18 protein-coding genes are annotated in these 20,145 nt (G+C 69.8%); 9 read left to right on the top strand and 9 right to left on the bottom strand.

The window, feature by feature from the left end; all coding sequences use genetic code 11:
* Positions 1–544 precede the first annotated feature (544 nt).
* From K9S39_RS22715 to pknB, 6 genes are all read left to right on the top strand, one after another.
* Positions 545–1,375 (top strand): FhaA domain-containing protein, encoded by an 831-nt coding sequence (locus K9S39_RS22715; protein ID WP_248865184.1) that lies wholly within the window; start codon positions 545–547, stop codon positions 1,373–1,375.
* A gap of 10 nt (positions 1,376–1,385) precedes the next feature.
* Entirely contained in the window at positions 1,386–1,910 is a 525-nt protein-coding gene (locus K9S39_RS22710) for an FHA domain-containing protein FhaB/FipA (protein ID WP_248865183.1), read from the top strand.
* 120 nt (positions 1,911–2,030) lie between these two features.
* Positions 2,031–3,569, top strand: a complete 1,539-nt coding sequence (locus K9S39_RS22705; protein ID WP_248865182.1) for a PP2C family protein-serine/threonine phosphatase — start codon at positions 2,031–2,033, stop codon at positions 3,567–3,569.
* Between the two features lie 23 nt (positions 3,570–3,592).
* The gene (locus tag K9S39_RS22700) at positions 3,593–4,975 is read left to right on the top strand and encodes an FtsW/RodA/SpoVE family cell cycle protein (protein ID WP_248865181.1); all 1,383 of its coding nucleotides are present in this window, start codon (positions 3,593–3,595) and stop codon (positions 4,973–4,975) included.
* Complete coding sequence (locus K9S39_RS22695) at positions 4,972–6,444, top strand: peptidoglycan D,D-transpeptidase FtsI family protein (protein ID WP_248865180.1); 1,473 nt, start codon at positions 4,972–4,974, stop codon at positions 6,442–6,444. The genes K9S39_RS22700 and K9S39_RS22695 overlap by 4 nt, the downstream gene beginning before the upstream one ends.
* 146 nt (positions 6,445–6,590) lie before the next feature.
* Positions 6,591–8,612: a Stk1 family PASTA domain-containing Ser/Thr kinase gene (gene pknB / locus K9S39_RS22690; protein WP_248865179.1), complete on the top strand. Its 2,022-nt coding sequence runs from the start codon at positions 6,591–6,593 to the stop codon at positions 8,610–8,612.
* 124 nt (positions 8,613–8,736) lie between these two features.
* On the opposite strand, the gene K9S39_RS22685 is transcribed toward pknB, so the two are convergent.
* From K9S39_RS22685 to K9S39_RS22660, 6 genes are all read right to left on the bottom strand, one after another.
* Positions 8,737–9,477: a class E sortase gene (locus K9S39_RS22685; RefSeq protein ID WP_248865178.1), complete on the bottom strand. Its 741-nt coding sequence runs from the start codon at positions 9,475–9,477 to the stop codon at positions 8,737–8,739.
* A 25-nt stretch (positions 9,478–9,502) separates the two neighbouring features.
* Positions 9,503–11,113, bottom strand: coding sequence for a class E sortase (locus K9S39_RS22680; RefSeq protein ID WP_248865177.1), 1,611 nt, complete (start codon positions 11,111–11,113; stop codon positions 9,503–9,505).
* Positions 11,110–11,748 (bottom strand): aminodeoxychorismate/anthranilate synthase component II, encoded by a 639-nt coding sequence (locus K9S39_RS22675; protein ID WP_248865176.1) that lies wholly within the window; start codon positions 11,746–11,748, stop codon positions 11,110–11,112. Before K9S39_RS22675 ends, K9S39_RS22680 begins: the two co-directional genes overlap by 4 nt.
* The gene (locus K9S39_RS22670) at positions 11,745–11,921 is read right to left on the bottom strand and encodes a hypothetical protein (protein WP_248865175.1); all 177 of its coding nucleotides are present in this window, start codon (positions 11,919–11,921) and stop codon (positions 11,745–11,747) included. The genes K9S39_RS22675 and K9S39_RS22670 overlap by 4 nt, the downstream gene beginning before the upstream one ends.
* Before the next feature lie 81 nt (positions 11,922–12,002).
* Positions 12,003–12,695, bottom strand: a complete 693-nt coding sequence (locus tag K9S39_RS22665; RefSeq protein WP_248865174.1) for a class E sortase — start codon at positions 12,693–12,695, stop codon at positions 12,003–12,005.
* A gap of 37 nt (positions 12,696–12,732) precedes the next feature.
* Positions 12,733–13,503 carry a DUF881 domain-containing protein gene (locus K9S39_RS22660; protein WP_248865173.1) on the bottom strand — a complete coding sequence of 257 codons (771 nt, stop codon included), beginning with the start codon at positions 13,501–13,503 and terminating at the stop codon, positions 12,733–12,735.
* A gap of 181 nt (positions 13,504–13,684) precedes the next feature.
* On the opposite strand from K9S39_RS22660, the gene crgA reads away from it, so the two are divergent.
* The gene (gene crgA / locus K9S39_RS22655; protein ID WP_248865172.1) at positions 13,685–13,939 is read left to right on the top strand and encodes a cell division protein CrgA; all 255 of its coding nucleotides are present in this window, start codon (positions 13,685–13,687) and stop codon (positions 13,937–13,939) included.
* Positions 13,940–14,230: 291 nt separating this feature from the next.
* On the opposite strand, the gene K9S39_RS22650 is transcribed toward crgA, so the two are convergent.
* Both K9S39_RS22650 and K9S39_RS22645 read right to left on the bottom strand, forming a co-directional pair.
* Positions 14,231–15,106 (bottom strand): rhomboid family intramembrane serine protease, encoded by an 876-nt coding sequence (locus tag K9S39_RS22650; RefSeq protein ID WP_248865171.1) that lies wholly within the window; start codon positions 15,104–15,106, stop codon positions 14,231–14,233.
* A 180-nt stretch (positions 15,107–15,286) separates the two neighbouring features.
* Complete coding sequence (locus K9S39_RS22645; RefSeq protein ID WP_248865170.1) at positions 15,287–15,820, bottom strand: peptidylprolyl isomerase; 534 nt, start codon at positions 15,818–15,820, stop codon at positions 15,287–15,289.
* Positions 15,821–16,179: 359 nt separating this feature from the next.
* On the opposite strand from K9S39_RS22645, the gene K9S39_RS22640 reads away from it, so the two are divergent.
* Together K9S39_RS22640 and K9S39_RS22635 are read left to right on the top strand one after the other, a co-directional pair.
* On the top strand, positions 16,180–16,899 hold the full coding sequence (locus K9S39_RS22640) for a DUF5324 family protein (RefSeq protein WP_248865169.1): 720 nt from the start codon (positions 16,180–16,182) through the stop codon (positions 16,897–16,899).
* 410 nt (positions 16,900–17,309) lie between these two features.
* Positions 17,310–17,921: a LysM peptidoglycan-binding domain-containing protein gene (locus K9S39_RS22635; protein ID WP_248865168.1), complete on the top strand. Its 612-nt coding sequence runs from the start codon at positions 17,310–17,312 to the stop codon at positions 17,919–17,921.
* 437 nt (positions 17,922–18,358) lie between these two features.
* Here the strand turns inward: K9S39_RS22635 and K9S39_RS22630 are convergent, their stop codons facing one another.
* A complete protein-coding gene (locus tag K9S39_RS22630) occupies positions 18,359–20,047 on the bottom strand; it encodes an MFS transporter (RefSeq protein ID WP_248865167.1) in 1,689 nt (562 codons plus the stop codon).
* Positions 20,048–20,145 lie beyond the last annotated feature (98 nt).

Raw genomic sequence — 20,145 nt, 5'->3', positions numbered from 1 at the left:
CGTCCGGGTCTTGTGCGAGCGCCTGCCGACATCCAGAAGATTAGCACGGTGCCGAGGGTGCCTTCACACGCCTTTCCCCCGGTCCCCGCCCTGCGGGCCGTACCGGGGCGGGCGGCCGCCGTTCGCCGGGGGTTCGCCAGGCGACCCGGCGAGGGTTCACACTCACGGTGTCCGCCATCGAGGACACGGGCCGCCGGACGGATCTCCGATCCCAGGACGGCGGGCCGCCGGAAGGACCACCGGCCCCGGGGACGCGGGCCGCCGGAAGGATCACCGGACCGGGCACGGCCGGAAGGCTCCGGTTCCCCTCCCGGCGGGCGAGGTCTGCGGTTGCGGGACACTGTCTCCGGGGCACATCTACGATCGCAGTGCACAAGCAGTGGGCAAGCAGTGAGCAGGGAGACATCAGCACCGGGCAACCTTGTGAGGGGCGACACTCGTCCTCCAGGCGGGAAAGGGGAACCAGCCGATTTCCCGCCGCGTGGATACGATCAGTAAGCAGTACCAGGCCGACCCCGACGAAGACTGAGGAAGGAGGTGCCCCGTGGGAGTACTGAAGCGTTTCGAGCAGCGTCTCGAAGGTCTCGTCAACGGCACCTTCGCCAAGGTGTTCAAGTCCGAGGTGCAGCCCGTTGAGATCGCCGGGGCGCTGCAGCGTGAGTGCGACAACAACGCGACCATCTGGAACCGCGACCGCACGGTCGTCCCCAACGACTTCATCGTCGAGCTGAGCGCTCCCGACTACGAGCGGCTCAGCCCCTACAGCGGGCAGCTCGGCGACGAGCTCTCCGGCATGGTCCGCGACTACGCCAAGCAGCAGCGCTACACCTTCATGGGCCCGATCAAGGTGCACCTGGAGAAGGCCGACGATCTCGACACCGGCCTGTACCGCGTGCGCAGCCGCACCCTCGCCGCCAGCACGTCGCAGGAGCAGCCGGGCCAGGCAGCGGCGGCGCGCGCCACCGTGGCGCCCCGTGGCGGCCTCGGCGGCGGTCACGTGGGCCCGCCCCCCATGCCCTCGTCCCCGCCTCCCGGCGCCGCACACCCCGCACCCCGTGCCGCACCGGCCGGCGCGGGGCCGCAGCCCTACACGCAGACCAGGCGCTGGATCGAGATCAACGGCACCCGCCACCAGATCTCGCGGCCCACCCTGGTGCTGGGCCGCAGCACCGACGCGGACGTACGGATCGACGACCCGGGTGTCTCGCGGCGGCACTGTGAGATCCGGGTCGGACCGCCCCCCACGATTCAGGATCTGGGCTCCACGAACGGCATCGTGGTGGACGGGCAGCACACCACTCGCGCTAATCTCCGCGACGGCTCACGAATTGTCGTGGGCAGCACCACCATCGTTTACCGGCAAGCCGAAGGGTGAAGCGGGGGCAATGTCAGAGCTGACCCTCACGGTCATGCGGTTGGGTTTCCTCGCCGTACTGTGGCTGTTCGTCATCGTGGCCGTTCAGGTCATCCGCAGCGATCTGTTCGGCACGCGTGTCACGCAGCGTGGCGCCGCCCGGCGCGGCGGGCAGGAAGCGCGTACGCAGCGCCAGGCCGCGCCGCCCCAGCAGCAGCGGCGCCAGGACGGCGGCCGCGGCGGCAGCCGCCAGCGTCGCGGGGCCCCCACCAAGCTGGTGGTTTCCGAAGGCTCGCTGTCCGGTACCACGGTCGCCCTCCAAGGCCAGACCATCTCCCTGGGCAGGGCGCACGATTCCACGATCGTGCTGGACGACGACTACGCGTCCAGCAGGCATGCCAGGATCTACCCGGACCGTGACGGCCAGTGGATCGTCGAGGACCTCGGTTCCACCAATGGCACGTATCTTGATCGGACCCGACTGACAACCCCGACACCGATTCCGCTGGGAGCCCCGATCCGCATCGGCAAGACCGTCATCGAGCTGCGGAAGTAGTACGACAATGAGCGAGCGGAGCGAGCGAGCCGCGACGGTCCACTCGGCGGACCCCGGCGTGCTCCCGACCGGAGGGTGGGCACCGTGCGGATGTACCCCGAACCGACGGGTGAGGTGCGCATGAGCCTGTCACTGCGCTTCGCCGCCGGATCGCACAAGGGCATGATCCGGGAGGGCAACGAGGACTCCGGTTACGCCGGGCCCCGCCTTCTCGCCGTCGCGGACGGCATGGGCGGCCAGGCCGCCGGTGAGGTCGCCAGCTCGGAGGTGATCTCCAGCCTCGTCCAGCTCGACGACGATGTGCCCGGCTCCGACATCCTCACCTCCCTCGGCAGCGCCGTGCAGCGCGCCAACGAGCAGCTGCGCGTCATGGTCGAGGAGGACGCCCAGCTGGAGGGCATGGGCACCACGCTGACCGCCCTGCTCTGGACGGGGCAGCGGCTCGGCCTGGTACACGTCGGCGACTCGCGCGCCTACCTGCTGCGGGACGGCGTGCTCACGCAGATCACGCAGGACCACACCTGGGTGCAGCGGCTCGTCGACGAGGGCCGGATCACCGAGGAGGAGGCCACCACCCACCCGCAGCGTTCGCTGCTGATGCGGGCGCTGGGCAGCGGTGATCATGTCGAGCCGGATCTGTCGATCCGCGAGGTGCGGGCCGGCGACCGCTATCTGATCTGCTCGGACGGGCTGTCCGGGGTCGTCAGCCACCAGACGCTGGAAGAGACCCTGGCCGGCTACCACGGGCCGCACGAGACCATCCAGGAGCTGATCCAGCTCGCGCTGCGCGGCGGCGGGCCGGACAACATCACCTGCATCGTCGCCGACGTCCTGGACGTGGACGCCAATGACACGATGACCGGCCAGCTCAACGACACCCCGGTCATCGTGGGTGCCGTCGCCGAGAACCAGCACCAGCTCAACGACCCCAGCACGCTGCAGACGCCGGCCGCCCGCGCCGCCGAGCTCGGCCGCCGGGACCAGCCGCCCGCGCCGCCCGGAGGCGCCTTCGGCCCGCCCGGAAGCGGCGGTCCCGAGGTCGGCGGGCCGCAGGGCTCGTTCGGCGCGTTCATGGACGAGGACTTCATCAAGCCCAAGCGCGGCAGATGGATCAAGCGGTCGCTGTTGATCGCCCTCGTGCTGGCCGTCGTCGGCGGCGGGCTCTACGCCGGCTACCGCTGGACGCAGACGCAGTACTTCGTCGGCGCCAAGGACAACCACGTCGCGCTCTACCGGGGCCTCAGCCAGGACCTGGCGTGGATCTCGCTCAGCGATGTGGACGAGGACCACCCCGAGATCGAACTCAAGTACCTGCCGCCGTACCAGCGCAACCAGGTCAAGGAGACGATCGCGGTCGACAGCCGCGCCCGGGCCGGCGAGAAGGTCATCGAGCTGGGCAAGCAGGCCAGCGCCTGCCGCATCCTGGAGCAGCGGCAGGCCGCCGAGCGCGACGCCGCGCGGGAGAAGGGCGAGGGCCAGGCCGGCGGCACGACCGGGACACCCGCGGGCAAGCCCGGCGCGCCCAGCGGCAAGCCGAGCTCCTCCGCGACCGCCGGTACGCTCGCCGCGAGCCCGTCCGCCACTCCCGCACCCACCACCGGCCAGGCCCCCACCGAGGAGCAGCGGAAGCTGGAAAAGAATTGCAGCACCCAGCAGTGAGGGCGTAGGGGGCCGGACATCTCATGAGCAGTACCACCAACACCACCACCATCGGCACCATCGGCGCCCCGAGCCGCCGTAACACCGAGCTGGCGATGCTCGTCTTCGCGGTGCTGATCCCGGTGTTCGCGTACATCAACGTCGGCCTGGCGAAGGACCACTCGGTGCCCGCCGGCGTCCTGGGCTACGCACTGGGCCTGGGGCTGCTGGCCGGTGTGGCGCATCTCGTCGTCCGCAAGTGGGCGCCGTACGCCGACCCGCTGATGCTGCCCATCGCCACCCTGCTGAACGGCATGGGGCTGGTCTTCATCTGGCGGCTCGACCAGGAGCCCACGCTGGGCTCGGCGATGGCGCCCAACCAGCTGATGTGGTCGACGTTCGGCGTGGCGCTCTTCCTGGCCCTGCTGATCTTCCTCAAGGACCACCGTGTCCTGCAGCGCTACACCTATATCTCCATGGTCGTGGCGCTGGTCCTGCTGATCGCCCCGATGTTCTTCCCCGGCGTGAACGGTGCCAAGATCTGGATCACGATTCCCGGTCTCGGCTCGCTGCAGCCCGGCGAATTCGCGAAGATCATCATCGCGGTCTTCTTCGCCGGCTATCTGATGGTGAAGCGGGACGCGCTGGCGCTGGCCAGCCGCCGCTTCATGGGGCTCTACCTGCCGCGCGGCCGCGACCTCGGCCCGATCCTGGTCATCTGGGCGCTGAGCCTGATGATCCTGGTCTTCGAGACCGACCTGGGCACCTCACTGCTGTTCTTCGGCCTGTTCGTCGTGATGCTGTACGTCGCCACCGAGCGCACCAGCTGGATCGTCTTCGGTCTGCTGCTCAGCGCGGGCGGCGCGGTCGCGGTGGCCACGTTCGAGTCGCACGTCCAGACCCGTGTGCACAACTGGCTCAACCCGCTGGAGCTGCAGGACGGCGGTGTCACGGAAACCGCCCAGGCGATGTACTCCTTCGGCTCCGGCGGCATCCTCGGCTCCGGTCTCGGCCAGGGCTACTCACGCCTCATCCGCGGTATCGCGCCCAAGAGCGACTACATTCTCGCCACGGTCGGCGAGGAGATCGGCCTCGCCGGGCTGATGGGCGTCCTGCTGCTGTACGCCCTGCTGATCCAGCGCGGCATCCGTACGGCGCTGGCCGCCCGCGACCCGTTCGGCAAGCTGCTCGCGGTGGGTCTGTCCGGCGCGTTCGCGCTGCAGGTCTTCGTCGTCGCCGGCGGTGTGACGGGGCTGATCCCGCTGACCGGTATGACGATGCCGTTCCTGGCCCAGGGCGGGTCGTCCGTGATCGCCAACTGGGCGCTCGTCGGAATCCTGCTGCGTATCAGCGACACCGCGCGGCGGCCCGCGCCGGCCCCCGCCCCGTCCACCGACGCCGAGATGACCCAGGTGGTCCGCCCGTGAACAAGCCCCTGCGCCGGGTCGCGATCTTCTGCGGCCTGCTGATCCTCGCTCTGCTCGTCCGCGTCAACTGGGTCCAGTTCGTCCAGGCCGACGAACTGAAGAACGACCCGCACAACCGTCGGGTCGCCATCGAGCGCTACAGCATCCCGCGCGGCAACATCATCGTGGACGGCAAACCGGTCACCGGCTCCACGACCACCGACTCCGGTGACTTCATGTACAAGCGCACGTACAAGAACGGCGAGATGTGGGCACCGGTCACCGGCTACGCCTCGCAGGCGTTCGGCGCCAACCAGCTGGAGAAGCTCAACGACGGGATCCTCTCCGGGAGCGACGACAGCCTCTTCTTCAGCCGCACCGTCGACATGTTCACCGGCGAGAAGCGCAAGGGCGGCAACGTGGTCACCACCCTCGACGCCAAGGCGCAGAAGGCCGCCTTCGAGGGGCTCGGCGACAAGAAGGGCGCGGTCGCCGCGATCAACCCGGAGACCGGCGCGATCCTGGCGCTGGCCAGCACCCCGTCGTACGACCCGTCCACCTTCGCCGGGATGAGCGACAAGGACTCCGAGGCGTACAACGCGCTCCAGAAGAAGAACAACCCCGACGACCCGATGCTGAACCGGGCGCTGCGCCAGACCTACCCGCCCGGCTCCACCTTCAAGGTCGTCACGGCCGCGGCGGCGCTGGAGAACGGGCTCTACACCGATATCGACGCCAAGACGAACTCGCCGCTGCCCTGGACGCTGCCCGACACCGCCGGCGTCGAGCTGAAAAACGAGGGCAGCCTCCCCTCCTGCAAGAACGGCAGCCTGCGCGAGGCGCTGCGGGTGTCCTGCAACACCGTCTTCGGCAAGATCAGCGCCGATCTCGGCAACAAGAAGATGATGGCCGAGGCGGAGAAGTTCGGCTTCAACAACCCGAAGATCGACACCCCGGTCCGGGCCGCCGAGAGCATCTACCCCAAGGACAACCGGCCGCAGAACGCGATGGCCGGTATCGGGCAGGCGTCCAACCGGGCCACCCCGCTGCAGATGGCCATGGTCGCCTCGGCGATCGCCAACGGCGGCAAGCTGATGAAGCCGTACATGGTCGAGAAGCTGGAGGCGCCGAACCTCAATGTCGTCCAGCAGCACACTCCGGAGAAGATGAGCGAGCCGCTCACTCCGCAGAACGCCCAGAAGCTCCAGGACATGATGGAGACCGTGGTCACACACGGCACGGGGAAAAGGGCCCAGATCTCCAACGTCACAGTCGGCGGTAAGACCGGTACCGCGCAGCACGGCGAGAACAACAAGGACAACCCCTACGCCTGGTTCATCTCCTACGCCAAGACCGCCAAGGGCACCCCCGTCGCGGTCGCCGTGGTCATTGAGGGATCCGACACACTCCGCGACGACATCGCCGGTGGCGCGCTCTCCGCTCCCATCGCGAAGGACGTCATGGAGGCGGTACTCGAAGGGGAGAAGTGACCCGGGCCGTACCCATACCGGTCGGATATCAGGTTGCGGCAGCGGCCCGGCCCGTTGCGGCGTGCCGGGTACCGTATGCCCGAACAGCACACCGCCGGACCACACACGGGTGCGGTCGGGACTGACGGAGAGGGCTGGAGAAGCTTATGGAAGAGCCGCGTCGCCTCGGCGGCCGGTACGAGCTGGGCTCGGTGCTCGGCCGCGGTGGCATGGCGGAGGTCTATCTCGCCCATGACACCCGCCTGGGCCGCACCGTAGCGGTGAAGACGCTCCGGGTGGACCTCGCCCGTGACCCGTCCTTCCAGGCCCGGTTCCGCCGTGAGGCCCAGTCGGCCGCCTCGCTGAACCATCCGTCGATCGTCGCGGTCTACGACACCGGCGAGGACTATGTCGACGGGGTCTCGATCCCGTACATCGTGATGGAGTACGTCGACGGCTCCACCCTGCGCGAGCTACTGCACTCCGGGCGCAAGCTGCTGCCCGAGCGCTCCCTGGAGATGACCATCGGCGTCCTCCAGGCGCTGGAGTACTCACACCGGGCCGGCATCGTGCACCGCGACATCAAGCCGGCGAACGTCATGCTGACGCGCAGCGGCCAGGTCAAGGTCATGGACTTCGGTATCGCACGCGCGATGGGCGACGCCGGGATGACGATGACGCAGACCGCGGCGGTCATCGGCACGGCCCAGTACCTCTCGCCCGAGCAGGCCAAGGGCGAGCAGGTCGACGCCCGCTCCGACCTGTACTCCACCGGCTGTCTGCTCTACGAGCTGCTCACCGTGCGGCCGCCGTTCGTCGGTGACTCACCGGTCGCGGTGGCGTATCAGCATGTCCGCGAGGAGCCGCAGAAGCCCAGCAACTTCGACCCCGAGATCACCCCCGAGATGGACGCCATCGTCCTGAAGGCGCTGGTCAAGGACCCTGACTACCGCTATCAGTCGGCGGACGAGATGCGCGCCGACATCGAGGCGGCGCTGGAGGGCCAGCCGGTCGCGGCCACGTCCGCGATGGGCGCGGTGGGCTTCGACAAGGACCAGCCGACCGCGATGCTGCGTCCGCAGGACCCGGCGGGGCAGACCTCGATGCTGCCGCCGATGAACCCGGACGACGGGGGCTACGGCTACGACGACCGGCCCGACCGGCGCCGGGGCGGTGGCGGTGGCGGCCAGAAGAAGGGCCACACCTCGACGATCCTGCTGGTGCTCGCGGGCATCCTCGTCCTGGTCGGCGCGATTTTCATCGGCAAGGCGATGTTCACGGGCGGCACCGACTCCGGGACGGTGCCGGTGCCCAACCTCGTCGGCAAGACGCTGAAAGAGGCCAAGGACGCCGGGCGGAACGGCGGCTTCGAGGTCACCGAGGGTGGCAGCAAGGCCTGCAGCAACGTCAAGAAGGACCAGGTCACCTCGCAGGACCCGGAGAAGGGCGAGATCGACAAGGGGGACACGGTCACCGTCACGCTGTGCACCGGTCCGGAGCGGTTCACGGTGCCCAGCGTCATCGGCCTGACCGAGGAGGACGCGCGGTCGGAGCTGCAGGCCAAGGGCTTCAAGGTCGAGGTCAAGAGCATCGTCTCCGAACGGGAGCCCGGCACCGTCGCCAAGCAGGACCCCCAGAGGGGCGCCAAGAAGCCCAAGGGCGCCACCATCACCCTGTCCATCGCCAAGGAGGGCCGGCAGCCGGTCCCGAACGTCGTCGGCCAGGACTTCGACGCGGCGAAGGCGCAGCTGGAGGGCCTCGGTCTGACGGTGGAGAAGCGGGAGGAGGAGGTGTCCGACCCGAACCAGGTCGGCAAGGTCACCGCCCAGAACCCGACGGCACAGACGCCGGTCAAGAAGAACTCGACCGTCACGCTGACGGTCGGCAAGGCAGCGGAGCAGAAGCCGGTTCCGAACGTCATCGGCAAGACGGTGAAGGAAGCGAAGCAGATCCTGCAGGACGCCGGCTTCACGAACATCCAGTTCGCCGGCGGCAGCCCGCAGGACGACAACGCGCGGGTGCAGAACCAGAGCCCGCCGCCGGACGGCACCCCGGTCGACCCCGCGACCACCACCGTGGTGCTGGCCACCGTGCCGGGCAACGGCAACGGCAACGGCAACGGCGGGGGTAACGACGGGGGTAACGGCGGCGAGGACGACGGCGGGATCTTCGGCGGCCCGTGGGGCTAGCGGCCCGCCGCAGCGCCTGAGAGGTCCATGATGGAGCCCCGGCAGCCCTTGGTGGGCGGCCGGGGCTCCGTCGTCTGCGGGCGGTTTATGAGGAGCGTTGCACGAAGGGCGTTGTACGCGGGGCTCAGCGGAGTTCCTTCGGCGGCGTCCGGTCCGCGTCGACCTTCTCCGTGCGTTCCAGCTCGCCCCAGACGATGTAGCGGTAGTTCGAGGTGTAGACCGGGGTGCAGGTCGTGAGCGTGATGTAGCGGCCGGCCTTGCGCTTGCCGGACTCCTTGGGGATGTCGTCGAGGACGTCCACGTTGTACTTCGATGTCTCGGGCAGGATCGCGTAGACCTTGTAGACGTACCAGGTGTCCTTGGTCTCGAAGACGATCGGGTCGCCGTCCTTGATCTTGTCGATGTTGTGGAACCTCGCGCCGTGCCCGTCGCGGTGTGCGGCGAGGGTGAAGTTGCCCTTCTTGTCCTGTGGCAGATCCGACGCGACGGGCTTGGTGTAGTAGCCGGCCACCCCCTTGTTGAGGACCTCGTCGTCGGTGCCCTTCTCGACCAGCACCTCGCCGCTGTTCATCGCCGGTACGTGCAGAAAACCGATGCCGTCCTTGGTGTCCAGCTCGCCGGGGCCCTGGGGGGCGGGGCTGGCCCAGTGCTTGCGCACCTCGTCCCCCTGCTTGCCCGCCTCGCGGTCGGCGAGCACGTTGGTCCACCACAGCGAGTAGACGACGAACAGGCCCAGGACCAGCCCGGCCGTGATCAGCAGCTCGCCGACGACGCTGACGACGGAGGCGATGATCCCCCGCGCGCGGCGCGATGTCGGTGACGGCACGGACCGGTCGGTGTCCTTGTCGTATCCCGTGGCAGTCACCGCGTCATACCCCTCTAACGTTCACTCAGCTGATGAGCGCCTTCGGCTTGCCTTTGCTCCGCGGCCGCTCGTCGACCATCTTGCCCCACACGATCATCCGGTAGGTACTGGTGAATTCCGGGGTGCAGGTCGTCAGTGTGATGTAGCGCCCCGGGCCGGTGAATCCCGAGCCGGGCGGAACGGGGCCGATCACGCTGACGTTGCTGGGCGAGGTCTGCGGGAGAATGCTCGCCATCTCGTACGTGTAGTACGCGCGCTGGGTCTCCACGATGATCTTGTCACCCTTGGTCAGCTTGTTGACATAGCGAAACGGCTCACCGTGGGTGTTGCGATGGCCCGCCACCGCGAAGTTGCCCTTCTTGTCCCAGGGCATCGCGGTCTTGATCCCGCTGTCCTTGTCGTAGTGACCGACCATGCCGCGGTCCAGCACCGCGTGCTTGTCGATGCCCTCGGCGATGGGCACCTTCACATCCAGCTTCGGGATATACATGATCGCGAAGCGCTCGCCCGCCGTGAGGTTCTTCTTCTCCTGACCACCCTTGTCCCACTCGTGCTGGAGCGTGTTGGCGGCGCCACCCGCCTCCTTGTGGGCCAGCACATTCGTCCACCACAGCTGGTAGGTGACGAACAGCAGCATCAGTACACCAAGGGTGATGAACGCCTCGCCCACGGCACGGCTGGCGATCAGGCTGGGCCTGTCCTTGGCGGCGCGTGCGGCACGCCGGGCTTCGACCCGGGAGAGGGGGGCGGCCGGTTCCTCGTCGGCGGAGGCGGCGGACGCGGCCGCCGAGGCGGCAACGGCCGCGCCGCTGTGCCTGCCGCGTCTGCCGCCCCGCTTGGCGGCCTGCTGTGCGGCCTTGCGCCGGGCCGCTCGGCCGCCGGGCGCGGGCGGCAGCTCGGTTTCACGTGAAACAGCGGTGGTATCCGTGCCGGATTCCGCGCCGGTTTCACGTGAAACATCGTCCCCGTCCTCTGCGGCACCGGGTTCCTCGGCCTGGCGCAGCGCCATGGTCTCTTCGTCCGGCCGCGGCTCGGAGGCGGCCGGAGGAGCCGGAGCGGCCGGGGACGCAACCGGGATCCGCGGGGCGGCGAGGGGGTCGGGTATCGGTTCGGACGCCGGGGTGTAGGGCTCATAGCCGGTGCCCTGGCCCAGGCCGCCGTAGACCTCGTCGTACGCGGCCGGAGCGGGCTCGTAGGACTCCGGGGCGGGGGCGGCCGGCGGCTTCGACGGGCCGGGCCGTTCGCCCCGATGCCGCGCGTTCCGCGTCGGTGCGTTCTGCTGGGGTGTGTTCTGCTGCGGTGTGTTCTGAAGATGCGGCCGGAACCAGGGCGATCCCTGCGTTCCGGCCTCCTGGGCAGGCTGGGCGGCCCGCCCGTACGCCCCGGCGGACTGCTCGTACCTCCCACGTTCCGGCGCGGGCGTCGGTACCGCCCGGCCCGGCAGCGGATCGTTCAGCGGGTCGTCGAGCTGCCCGACGGCCGCCTCGAACACCTCGGGGTGAGCGTATGGATCCGGTGCCCCGTGCGGGGCCGACTGGTAGCCGGGCCGCTGCCGGTCCCTCTGGGGCTCGTATCCGTGCGAGGACTCGTACGGATCGTGGGACCTCCCTTCACGCTCTGGGCGCAGGGAAGTCACGCGCGGGCCTTGCCGACCACGGGGGCAAGCCCCGTCGAGCGCTCCAGGGCTCCGGCGTCGCCGCACTCCACCAGCCAGTTGGCCAGCATCCTGTGCCCCCACTCCGTCAGCACCGACTCGGGGTGGAACTGTACGCCCTCCACCAGGAGTTCGTGGTGCCGCAGCCCCATGATGATGCCGTCGTGCGTGCGGGCGGTGACCTCCAGCTCGTCCGGGACGGTGGCCGGTTCTGCGGCGAGCGAGTGGTAGCGGGTCGCGGTGAAGGGCGAGGGCAGACCGGCGAAGACGCCCTTGCCCTCGTGCGTCACCAGTGAGGTCTTGCCGTGCAGCAGCTCGGGCGCGCGGTCGACCACACCGCCGTAGGCGACCGCCATCGACTGCATGCCCAGGCAGACGCCGAACACCGGGACGCCGGTGGCCGCGCAGTGCCGGACCATGTCGACGCAGACACCGGCCTGTTCGGGGGTGCCGGGCCCCGGCGACAGCAGCACACCGTCGAAACCGTCCTGAGCATGGCTCAGCGCGACCTCGTCATTGCGCAGCACCTCGCATTCGGCACCCAGTTGGTAGAGGTACTGGACGAGGTTGAAGACAAAGCTGTCGTAGTTGTCGACGACGAGAATCCGGGCACTCATCGGGTGGCTGCCATCCCTTCATCGACCGTGACGTCATTGAAGGGGAGCAGCGGCTCCGCCCACGGAAAGACGTACTGGAAGAGTACGAAGACGACAGCCAACACCAGCACCGCTGAAATCAGCGCCTTCACCCATGCGTTGCCCGGCAGATGCCGCCAGATCCAGCCGTACATGCGCTCGCTGTCCCCTTGCCGATGCCGATGACGATGTCGATTCCCCCACCAGAGTAAGGGGAGAGGGCGGCGGCTGGTGGGTCAGCCGGTCAAAGCCGATGGCCTTCCCCGTGCCACGGGCTGCGTGGAGTCCAGATGGGCCCAGATGATCAGCCGGTGGCTGTGGCCCCACTCCGGCTCGCAGGTCGTCAGCGTGAGATAGCGCCCCGGGCCGTTGAAGCCGGATTTCCGCGGTACGGGATCGATCACCCCGATGTCGCCCGGCAGCGTCGTGTAGGGCCGGTTGTCGACGCGGTAGGTGAACCAGGTCGCGCCGTCGGTCAGCACCACCGCGTCCCCGGGCCGCAGCCGCGGGAAGTCCTTGAAGGGGTCGCCGTAGGTGCGGCGGTGCCCGGCGACGGAGAAGTTGCCGACCTCGCCGAGCCGGGCGGTGCGGTCGTAGTGGCCGAGGCCCCGCTTGAGCACGTCGGTAGCGGTGCCTTCCAGGACGGGCTTCGCCCAGTCCGCCCCGAAGCGCGGGATGTGCATGACGGCGAAGGCCCGGCCCGCTTCGTAGGGGCGGGGCCGCTCGGCGCGGGTGGGCGCGGAGGCCGTGCCGGGTGTGGTGACCGGCGCCGCCGCCCACCGGTCCTTCAGCTCGCCGATCTCGCCGTCCATCGCGCTGTCGGCCCGTACGCCGGTCCAGAAGAGCACATAGACGACGAAGAGAACGATCAGTGTGCCGACAGTGACGCAGACTTCGCTGAGCGTCCGCACGATCCACCGCACCGTCATCCGGCCCCGCCCCTCCCTGCCCCCCGCGGCGTGCGGGCTACGGCTTCACAGGCTGTGCGTGGTGCAGCTCCACTGTGCCGGAGTAGCCGGGCAGAGTCACCGCATCCTGCTGGTCGACTTTCCAGCCCAGGCCGTAGGCGTTCACATACTGCAGATAGTTCTGGATCGCGGGGGAGGCGGTCAGCGCCCTGTTCAGCGCGTCGCGGTCGCCGACGGCGGTGACCGTGTACGGCGGCGAGTAGACCCGGCCCTGGAGGATCAGGGTGTTGCCGACGCAGCGCACCGCGCTGGTGGAGATCAGCCGCTGGTCCATGACCTGGATGCCCTGGGCGCCGCCCTGCCACAGGGCGTTGACCACCGCTTGGAGGTCCTGCTGGTGGATGACCAGGTCGTTGGGCTGCGGCTCGGGCACCCCGGGGATCCTGGCGGTGGCGTTCGGCGGAGCGTCGGTGAGGGTGACCGTCAGGCCCTCCCCGGCCAGCTTCTTGGTGCCGGCGCTCTTCTCCAGCGCCTTGAGCTTGGCGTCCTGGGCCTTGGAGCTGCCGTTGTCCCGCTGCGCGAGCGCGTCGACCTCCTCCCGCAGCGCGGCGTTGGTCTCGTCGTGCACACCGTTCTTCTTGCTGCGCTCCTGGATGAGGTCGGACAGACGTAGCATCGAATCGTCCGAGCGCAGATTGGTGCCGCGCGCGGTCTGGAAGCTCACCCAGAACAGCAGCCCGGCGAGCGCGAAGACGGCGAGGGTGAGAAGCCGTACCGGCCGCAGGTGGGAGCGGGTGGGGCGGCCGGCGGAGTCAGCGGAATTGCTCAACGTACCCTTACTCCTTACGACGCCGCGGAAGCACTACGCTAACGGACGCCCGGGTGAGGATCCGCTCCCCGCCGGTTCTCCGCCCGGCTCCCATCCCGTAAGGCCCCCGCGCGGTCGGGGGCGCAGCCCGCTCAAGAGAAGTCGAGAGTGGGGGAGCAGCGCAGCGACAGGAGAGTTCCTCGTGCCGAAGTCACGGATCCGCAAAAAGGACGACTTCACGCCGCCGCCGGCGAAGACCACCAGCCTGAAGATGAGCGCGGGCCGTGGATGGGTCGCGCCGCTGATGCTGGCGATGTTCCTGATCGGGCTGGCCTGGATCGTGCTCTTCTACGTGTCGGAGGGCGATCTCCCGATCAAGGCCATGGGCAACTGGAACATCGTCTGCGGCTTCGGCTTCATCGCGGTGGGCTTCGGCGTATCCACTCAGTGGAAGTAGCGCAAGCTCTACCCAAGGCCATCCACACAGTTATCCACAGCCTGGGAAAACTTCAGAAGATCTGTGGATAACCCTCCGGACGTTGACGCCGGTGTGATCGGCGCCAGCGCTCCTTCCCGACCTCGTCTCCCCCGTCCCTCCTGGGGAAACGCGGCTCGGTGCACGGCGGAACGGAGGTTCCGCACAGCATGCACAAGATCCGCCACACACTGTGGACAACATGACGGGACGCATCCTCCGGAGAGGACGGGACCGACCCTCCGGAGGGTGCAGGGCCGGGGTACGGGCCCCTCAGCCCACCAGCTGGAGGGTCCGTACCCACACCACCGCGACGATCGCCAGCAGCGCCACCGCACAGGTCGCGATCTGCACGGCCGTACGCCGGTCGCGCGGCGCGTGCACCATTCCGAACGCCACCGCGGCGCCGACCACCAGGCCGCCCACATGGGCCTGCCAGGCGATGTTCGGCCACAGGAACGTGAAGACCAGGTTGAGGCCGAGCAGGATCAGCACCGGCTTCATGTCGTAGCTCAGCCGGCGCAGCAGCACGGCGGTCGCGCCCAGCAGCCCGAAGATCGCGCCGGAGGCGCCCAGCGACGGCTGGTCCGGCGCGGCGAGCAGATACGACAGGGCACTGCCGCCCAGGCCGGCGAGCAGATAGAGCGCGAGGAACCGTATCCGCCCGAGCGCGGCCTCCAGCGGCGGCCCCAGCCACCACAGCGACAGCATGTTGAACGCGATATGCGGAATCTGCTGGTGCAGGAACATCGCCGTCAGCAGGCGGTACCACTCCCCGTACGCGACACTGCCGCCGTACAGGAAGAGGTCGAGGACCAACCGAGGGTCCGCCAGCTGGACGCCGATGAAGACCGCCAGGTTGATGCCCAGCAGAATCTTGGTGACCAGGCGCGGATCAGCGGCGATCGCGCCGCCCGCTATCGTGCGCGGCGCCGTCGCCCGCGCTGCGGGGCCGTTCTTCTCGCCGCGTACGCACTCCGGGCACTGGAAGCCGACCGAGGCGCTGACCATGCAGTCCGGGCAGATCGGCTGCTCACAGCGGGTGCAGCGGATGCCCGTGGGGCGGTCCGCATGGCGATAGCAGCCCGGCAGGGCGTTGTCGCTGTGTGCGTCCCGCGGCTCCTGCGGGCTGCCTGGCACCTGGTCCATCGGTCCCTCGTCCTCTTCTCGGTCTGGGGGCGCACCGGTTCTCCGTCCGGGGCGGAGCAACACACCGCTCCTCCCGCCCGTCGCCCGGCCCCCACCCCTGAACGAGCTTCGCGCCCCGCCTGGATTACGACCGGGCGGGGCGCAATGGTTCCCTCGGCCCCGCCGAGGGGCAAGCCGCGGCTACCCTTCGCGGGTCTCGATCTCCACCGTCTCGATGACGATGTCGTTGACCGGGCGGTCGGTGCGCGGGTTGGTCTGGGCGCTGGCGATGGCGTCGACGACCTTCTTGCCCGCCTCGCTGGTGACCTCACCGAAGATGGTGTGCTTGCCGGTCAGCCACGCGGTCGGCGAGACGGTGATGAAGAACTGCGAGCCGTTGGTGCCCGGACCGGCGTTCGCCATGGCCAGCAGGTACGGCTTGTTGAAGGCGAGGTCCGGGTGGAACTCGTCCCCGAACTCATAGCCCGGACCGCCGGTGCCGTTGCCGAGCGGGTCGCCGCCCTGGATCATGAAGCCGCTGATGACGCGGTGGAAGACCGTTCCGTCGTACAGGCGGTCCGTCGACGTCTTGCCGGTCGCCGGGTGGGTCCACTCCCGCTCGCCCTTGGCGAGCTCGACGAAGTTCTTGACCGTCTTCGGTGCATGGTTCGGCAGGAGCCGAATCTCGATGTCGCCCTGGTTGGTCTTCAGGGTGGCGTAGAGCTGCTCAGCCACGATCTACCTTCCATAAGTTTCACTGACGGTCCCCGATCCTCGCATGGAGCGGCGCCTCCGTCGCCCGGCCACCACCCCTCCGGCGAGGTTCGCGTGCATTTTCTGCGTCGTCCGGCCACCGGACGCCTCCCCGCGCAAACCCATGGAACCGGGGCGGCGGGCCGCAAACCGTGGCATTGTCGTCACAAGGCTCCGGAAGGTCCCCGATGACCCGGATGCCCGCTCGCACATGCCGTACGCGGCGTGAGCAGGCATGATCTTGAAACGGGTGGACAGGCGACACTTCAGACATATGGGGACCGAACGCATATGGGGACCGAGCCCCCAGCCCCGGACGTGCCACCGAGGAGGAGGATCCCGTGACCCGCAAGGACAGCGTGCGCGCCACGACCGCGGCCAAGGACAGCGTGCGGCACGCCGCGGAGGTGGTGGCTCCCTATGCCGGTACGGCCAAGGACGCCGCCGCGCACTTCGCCCATGAAGCCCGCACCCGTGCCGCGCCCCGGCTGGCCGAGGCCGCGCACCAGGTCCGTTCCCAGTACGAGGCCCATCTGCACCCGCGTGTCGAGCACGCGCGGGGCGCGCTGCCGCCCAAGGTGGACGCCGCGGCGCACCGGGCGGCCTGCCGGAGCCGGGCGGCCGCCAAGCACGCCGCCGAGTACGCGGCGCCGCGGCTGGAGCAGGCCGTGGTCACCGCGCGAACCGCGGCCGAGCCGGTCCGCGAGGAGGCGGTCGCGCGCGGGAGCGCCGCACTGGCCGCACTGCGCAGCCATGTGACAGCGGAGGAGATCGAGCGGCTGGTCGCGAAGCAGGCCCGCCGGGCGCGGCGGCGCAGGGTCGCCACCCGGACCGCGGTGATCGGTGTCCTGCTGGGCGGCGCGGTCGCCGCGTGGAAGTGGTGGGACAGGCAGGCCAACCCGGACTGGCTGGTCGAGCCGCCGGCACCCACGGAGGTCAGGGAGCGCCACCTCAGCGCGGTCGACGGCAGCGAGGGCGCCGCCCTCGACCCCGAGGTGCAGGCCAAGCAGGCCGAGGCGGAAGCGGACGCCGAGGAGCGCGGCAAGGGCGACACCGCCTGACGTCGGCCGGACAGCGACCGGCCGTGCCCGCCGTCCCCAACGGGGACGGCGGGCACGGCCGTTGCATTCCTCGGGCGCCGACAGGACTCTGGCCGGCCGTCGGCTGGGCCCCGGCTGGCCCCCGGCCGGACCTCGGCTGGACTCCGGTCGGCCTCCCGGGGGCAGCCGTACGCGACACCGGTCCTCCCTGATGCGCGACGGCCGGGCGGCCGGTCCCGTGGCCGCCGTCCATGCATCACACCGGAGGGCTGACAAGGCGTCAGCGACATGCCGCTGTTCGGGTGAAACACGCCCACCCCTGACACGCCGGACATGCCGAAAACCATATGGGCGGGTTACTTGGTCCGTGCCCACCGGTCGTGCCGCATCCCGCGGCACGGCGCTGCCAGGCACAGCTTGAGGAGTCCGTCATGTCGTTATGTCATGCAAAACGGTCCGTCGAAGCAATGCTGTCCATGGTGGTGGTCCTGCTGAGCGGCGTCGGTCTCGCCGACCAGAGCGCCGCGGCGACCACCACTACGCCTCCTCCCGCCGGAACGAACTGGGCGAAGATCGCCGCCTGTGAGAGCAGCGGCCGGTGGCACATCAACACCGGCAACGGCTACTACGGCGGCCTGCAGATCTCACCAGCCACCTGGCGGGCCTACGGCGGCCGTCGCTACGCCCGCCGCCCGGACCTCGCCACCCGGGCCCAGCAGATCGCCGTGGGCGAGCGCATCGTCCAGGCCCGTGGTCTGGCCCCGTGGCCGAATTGCGGGTACCTCGGCGCCACCGGATCCGGCGACGGCGAGGACGAGGCCGACGCCGCGCACCGGCGCCCGTCAGGAACCTCCGTAACCCCGCACACCTCGGGCGGCAAAGCCCGCACCTACGTCGTACGGCGGGGCGACTGCCTCTCCGTGATCGCGCAACGCACCGGCGTCCGCGGCGGGGCCCGGAAGCTGTACCAGCTGAACAAGAAGCGGCTCACCGAGGGCCCGGACCGGATCTACCCGGGGCAGCGCCTGCGTCTGCGCAAGTGACCTGGGGCGGCCGGACGGCCGGGTAGCACAGCCCGAATCGCCTCACCTCGACGGGATGGGACACCGGACTGGCCGGGGAGCACATGGCGCGGAGAACCCAGGTGGTCGCCCTGCTCGCCAGCGCAGACCGCGACCCCGAGCGGTTCCCGGCCCCCGACGCCTTCCTGCCGGACCGGCCCGCCGGCGGCTCGCTCGCCTTCGGGGCGGGGCCCACTACTGCCCGGGCGCCGCACCGGCCCAACTGGAGGCCCAGATCGCCTTCCCCCGGCTGCCGGCGCGGCCCCCGGAGATCGCCCACGCCAGCGCCGCCACGCCGCGTACCGGATCACCTCACTGCGCGGGTACGACCGGCTGCCGCTGGCGCCGGCCTGAGGACGGGCCCGGTCCAGGGCCTCACAGCCGTATACCCCCTGCCAGCACTGCCGAAATCCCCTCCTCTAAGCCGATTTGGGCTTCTTCTCCCTTGGCCAGAAGGTGTACGACCAGGACCAGATGGTGTCGATGACCCAGATGGTCAGCCACACCCGGCCGACCCACACCAAGGGCCCCCGGTGCTCGTCGGGCACGCTCCCCTCGGTGAACTGCCATACGATCCAGTTCGCCTGCAGGGCCCACAGGACCACCTGCCCCACGAGGAACGCGCCCGTGTGGAGGAACCAGTCCCGCCGTTCCTTGCGGGCATGCTCCTTCGCCGCGGGGCTCGGCCCCGACGACGGCACCGGCTGCACCGACTCGTTCTTCTCCATGTCCATGGTGCCCTTGCCCTCTTCTTCCTCTGTTCTGTCGCTGGTCTGTGCGGTCTCGGCAATCCCGGTGGTTTCGGCAATCCCGGTGGGCTCGGCGAACGCAGTGCTCTCGGCGCTCCCGGTGATCTCAGCTGCATCCATCCCGGCCCCCACGGCCTTCCCGGACCCGGTCACCTCCGGCAGGCGCAGCGTCCGGATCGCGTACGGCACCAGGACGGCGCCCAGCACCGAGGCGACGGCCGCCGCGGCACAGGCAGCGGCCCACCCCAGCTCTTCGTAGACCACGCCCATCAGCGCGGGCCCGACCATGACCCCGGCCAGCCGCGCGCTCTCGTAGAGGCCCATGCCGCGGCCGATCCGTCCGCCCGCCGCGGCCGCCACGGTCCCCTGTTCCACCGGGATCTGCGCGGCGAAACAGGCGGCGGCCACGGCCCAGAAGACGGCGATCGCAACGGGGGTGGCGACGAGCGCCAGCCCTCCGGCGAACAGCGCGCCGGCCACGAACGAGGCGACCATGGTCGGTGTGCGGCCCAGACGGTCGGTGAGGTGGTGGGTGTGCTCGGGCAGCAGGATGAACACCAGGAAGCCGGGGGCGAAGACCATCGCGATCTCGTTCGGGGACAGCCCCAACTCACCCTGCAGGCGCAGCAACAGCAGCATCCACAGCCCCGCCTCGGCCGCCGCCGTCACCGCGGACACCACCATCAGCGGCAGCAGCCGCTGTGCCGGCCCGCGCCGGTCGGTACGGGACTCAGAGGAATCAGGGGAATCAAGGGGACCACGGGAGCCGTCGACCGCCCGCGGCGCCACGGACCGCCCCTGCCCGCTCCCTCGGAGCAGCGTCGCCATCGCCGTCACACACGCCGCGCAGCCCAGCCAGAACAGCAGCGCATAGCCGCCCCGTTCCAGCAGGGAGAACGCCACCAGATAGCCGATGAAAGCGCCCTGGCCCTCCGCCGACAGCAGCTTCCCGTAGGCGCTGGTGTGGTTCTCGGACCGCTCGCCGGTCCACGCCCGCAGCCCGACCCAGAACAGGGCGCCGCCGGCCCCGCCCAGCGCCGCCGCGGCGAACGCCAGGGGCAGCGAACCGGCCAGCGCATAGCCCGCGAACGACAGGGCGTAGAGCCCCGCGCCGGCCGCGGCCACCCGCCGCTGGTCGAAGCGGTCGGACAGTTCCCCGGCCAGCGGACGCACCAGCAGCGACAGCGCCGCCTCGACTGCGACCAGCGCGCCGACCACCGACGCGCCCGCCTTCAGGGTCGAACCGGCCCACAGCGGCAGCAGGAAATCCAGCACCTCCGCCGGGGCGCCGGCGAACATGGCCGCCGACAGCACCCGCTTCCCGGCGGGGTCGCGCAGGGTCCCGGTCGTGGCGCTCACCCTTCGAGCGCCGGCTTCGGCGTGATCACCTTGGTCGGGAAGGAGTTGTTGGTGATACGGGCGAACATGTTGCGCGGGCCCGGAATCCACACCTCACC

The organism is Streptomyces halobius (assembly GCF_023277745.1).
GTDB classification, from domain to species: domain Bacteria; phylum Actinomycetota; class Actinomycetes; order Streptomycetales; family Streptomycetaceae; genus Streptomyces; species Streptomyces halobius.
Note: the sequence above shows the minus strand (reverse complement) of the source record. Positions and strands in the feature narration are given on the sequence as shown.

What these genes read in the sequence shown, in the direction of transcription:
- K9S39_RS22710 (WP_248865183.1), top strand. Translation starts at nt 1,386, where the DNA reads ATGTCAGAGCTGACCCTCACGGTCATGCGGTTGGGTTTCCTCGCCGTA.
- K9S39_RS22705 (WP_248865182.1), top strand. Translation starts at nt 2,031, where the DNA reads ATGAGCCTGTCACTGCGCTTCGCCGCCGGATCGCACAAGGGCATGATC.
- K9S39_RS22700 (WP_248865181.1), top strand. Translation starts at nt 3,593, where the DNA reads ATGAGCAGTACCACCAACACCACCACCATCGGCACCATCGGCGCCCCG.
- pknB (WP_248865179.1), top strand. Translation starts at nt 6,591, where the DNA reads ATGGAAGAGCCGCGTCGCCTCGGCGGCCGGTACGAGCTGGGCTCGGTG.
- K9S39_RS22675 (WP_248865176.1), bottom strand. Translation starts at nt 11,748, where the DNA reads ATGAGTGCCCGGATTCTCGTCGTCGACAACTACGACAGCTTTGTCTTC.
- K9S39_RS22670 (WP_248865175.1), bottom strand. Translation starts at nt 11,921, where the DNA reads ATGTACGGCTGGATCTGGCGGCATCTGCCGGGCAACGCATGGGTGAAG.
- K9S39_RS22665 (WP_248865174.1), bottom strand. Translation starts at nt 12,695, where the DNA reads ATGACGGTGCGGTGGATCGTGCGGACGCTCAGCGAAGTCTGCGTCACT.
- K9S39_RS22650 (WP_248865171.1), bottom strand. Translation starts at nt 15,106, where the DNA reads ATGGACCAGGTGCCAGGCAGCCCGCAGGAGCCGCGGGACGCACACAGC.
- K9S39_RS22635 (WP_248865168.1), top strand. Translation starts at nt 17,310, where the DNA reads ATGTCGTTATGTCATGCAAAACGGTCCGTCGAAGCAATGCTGTCCATG.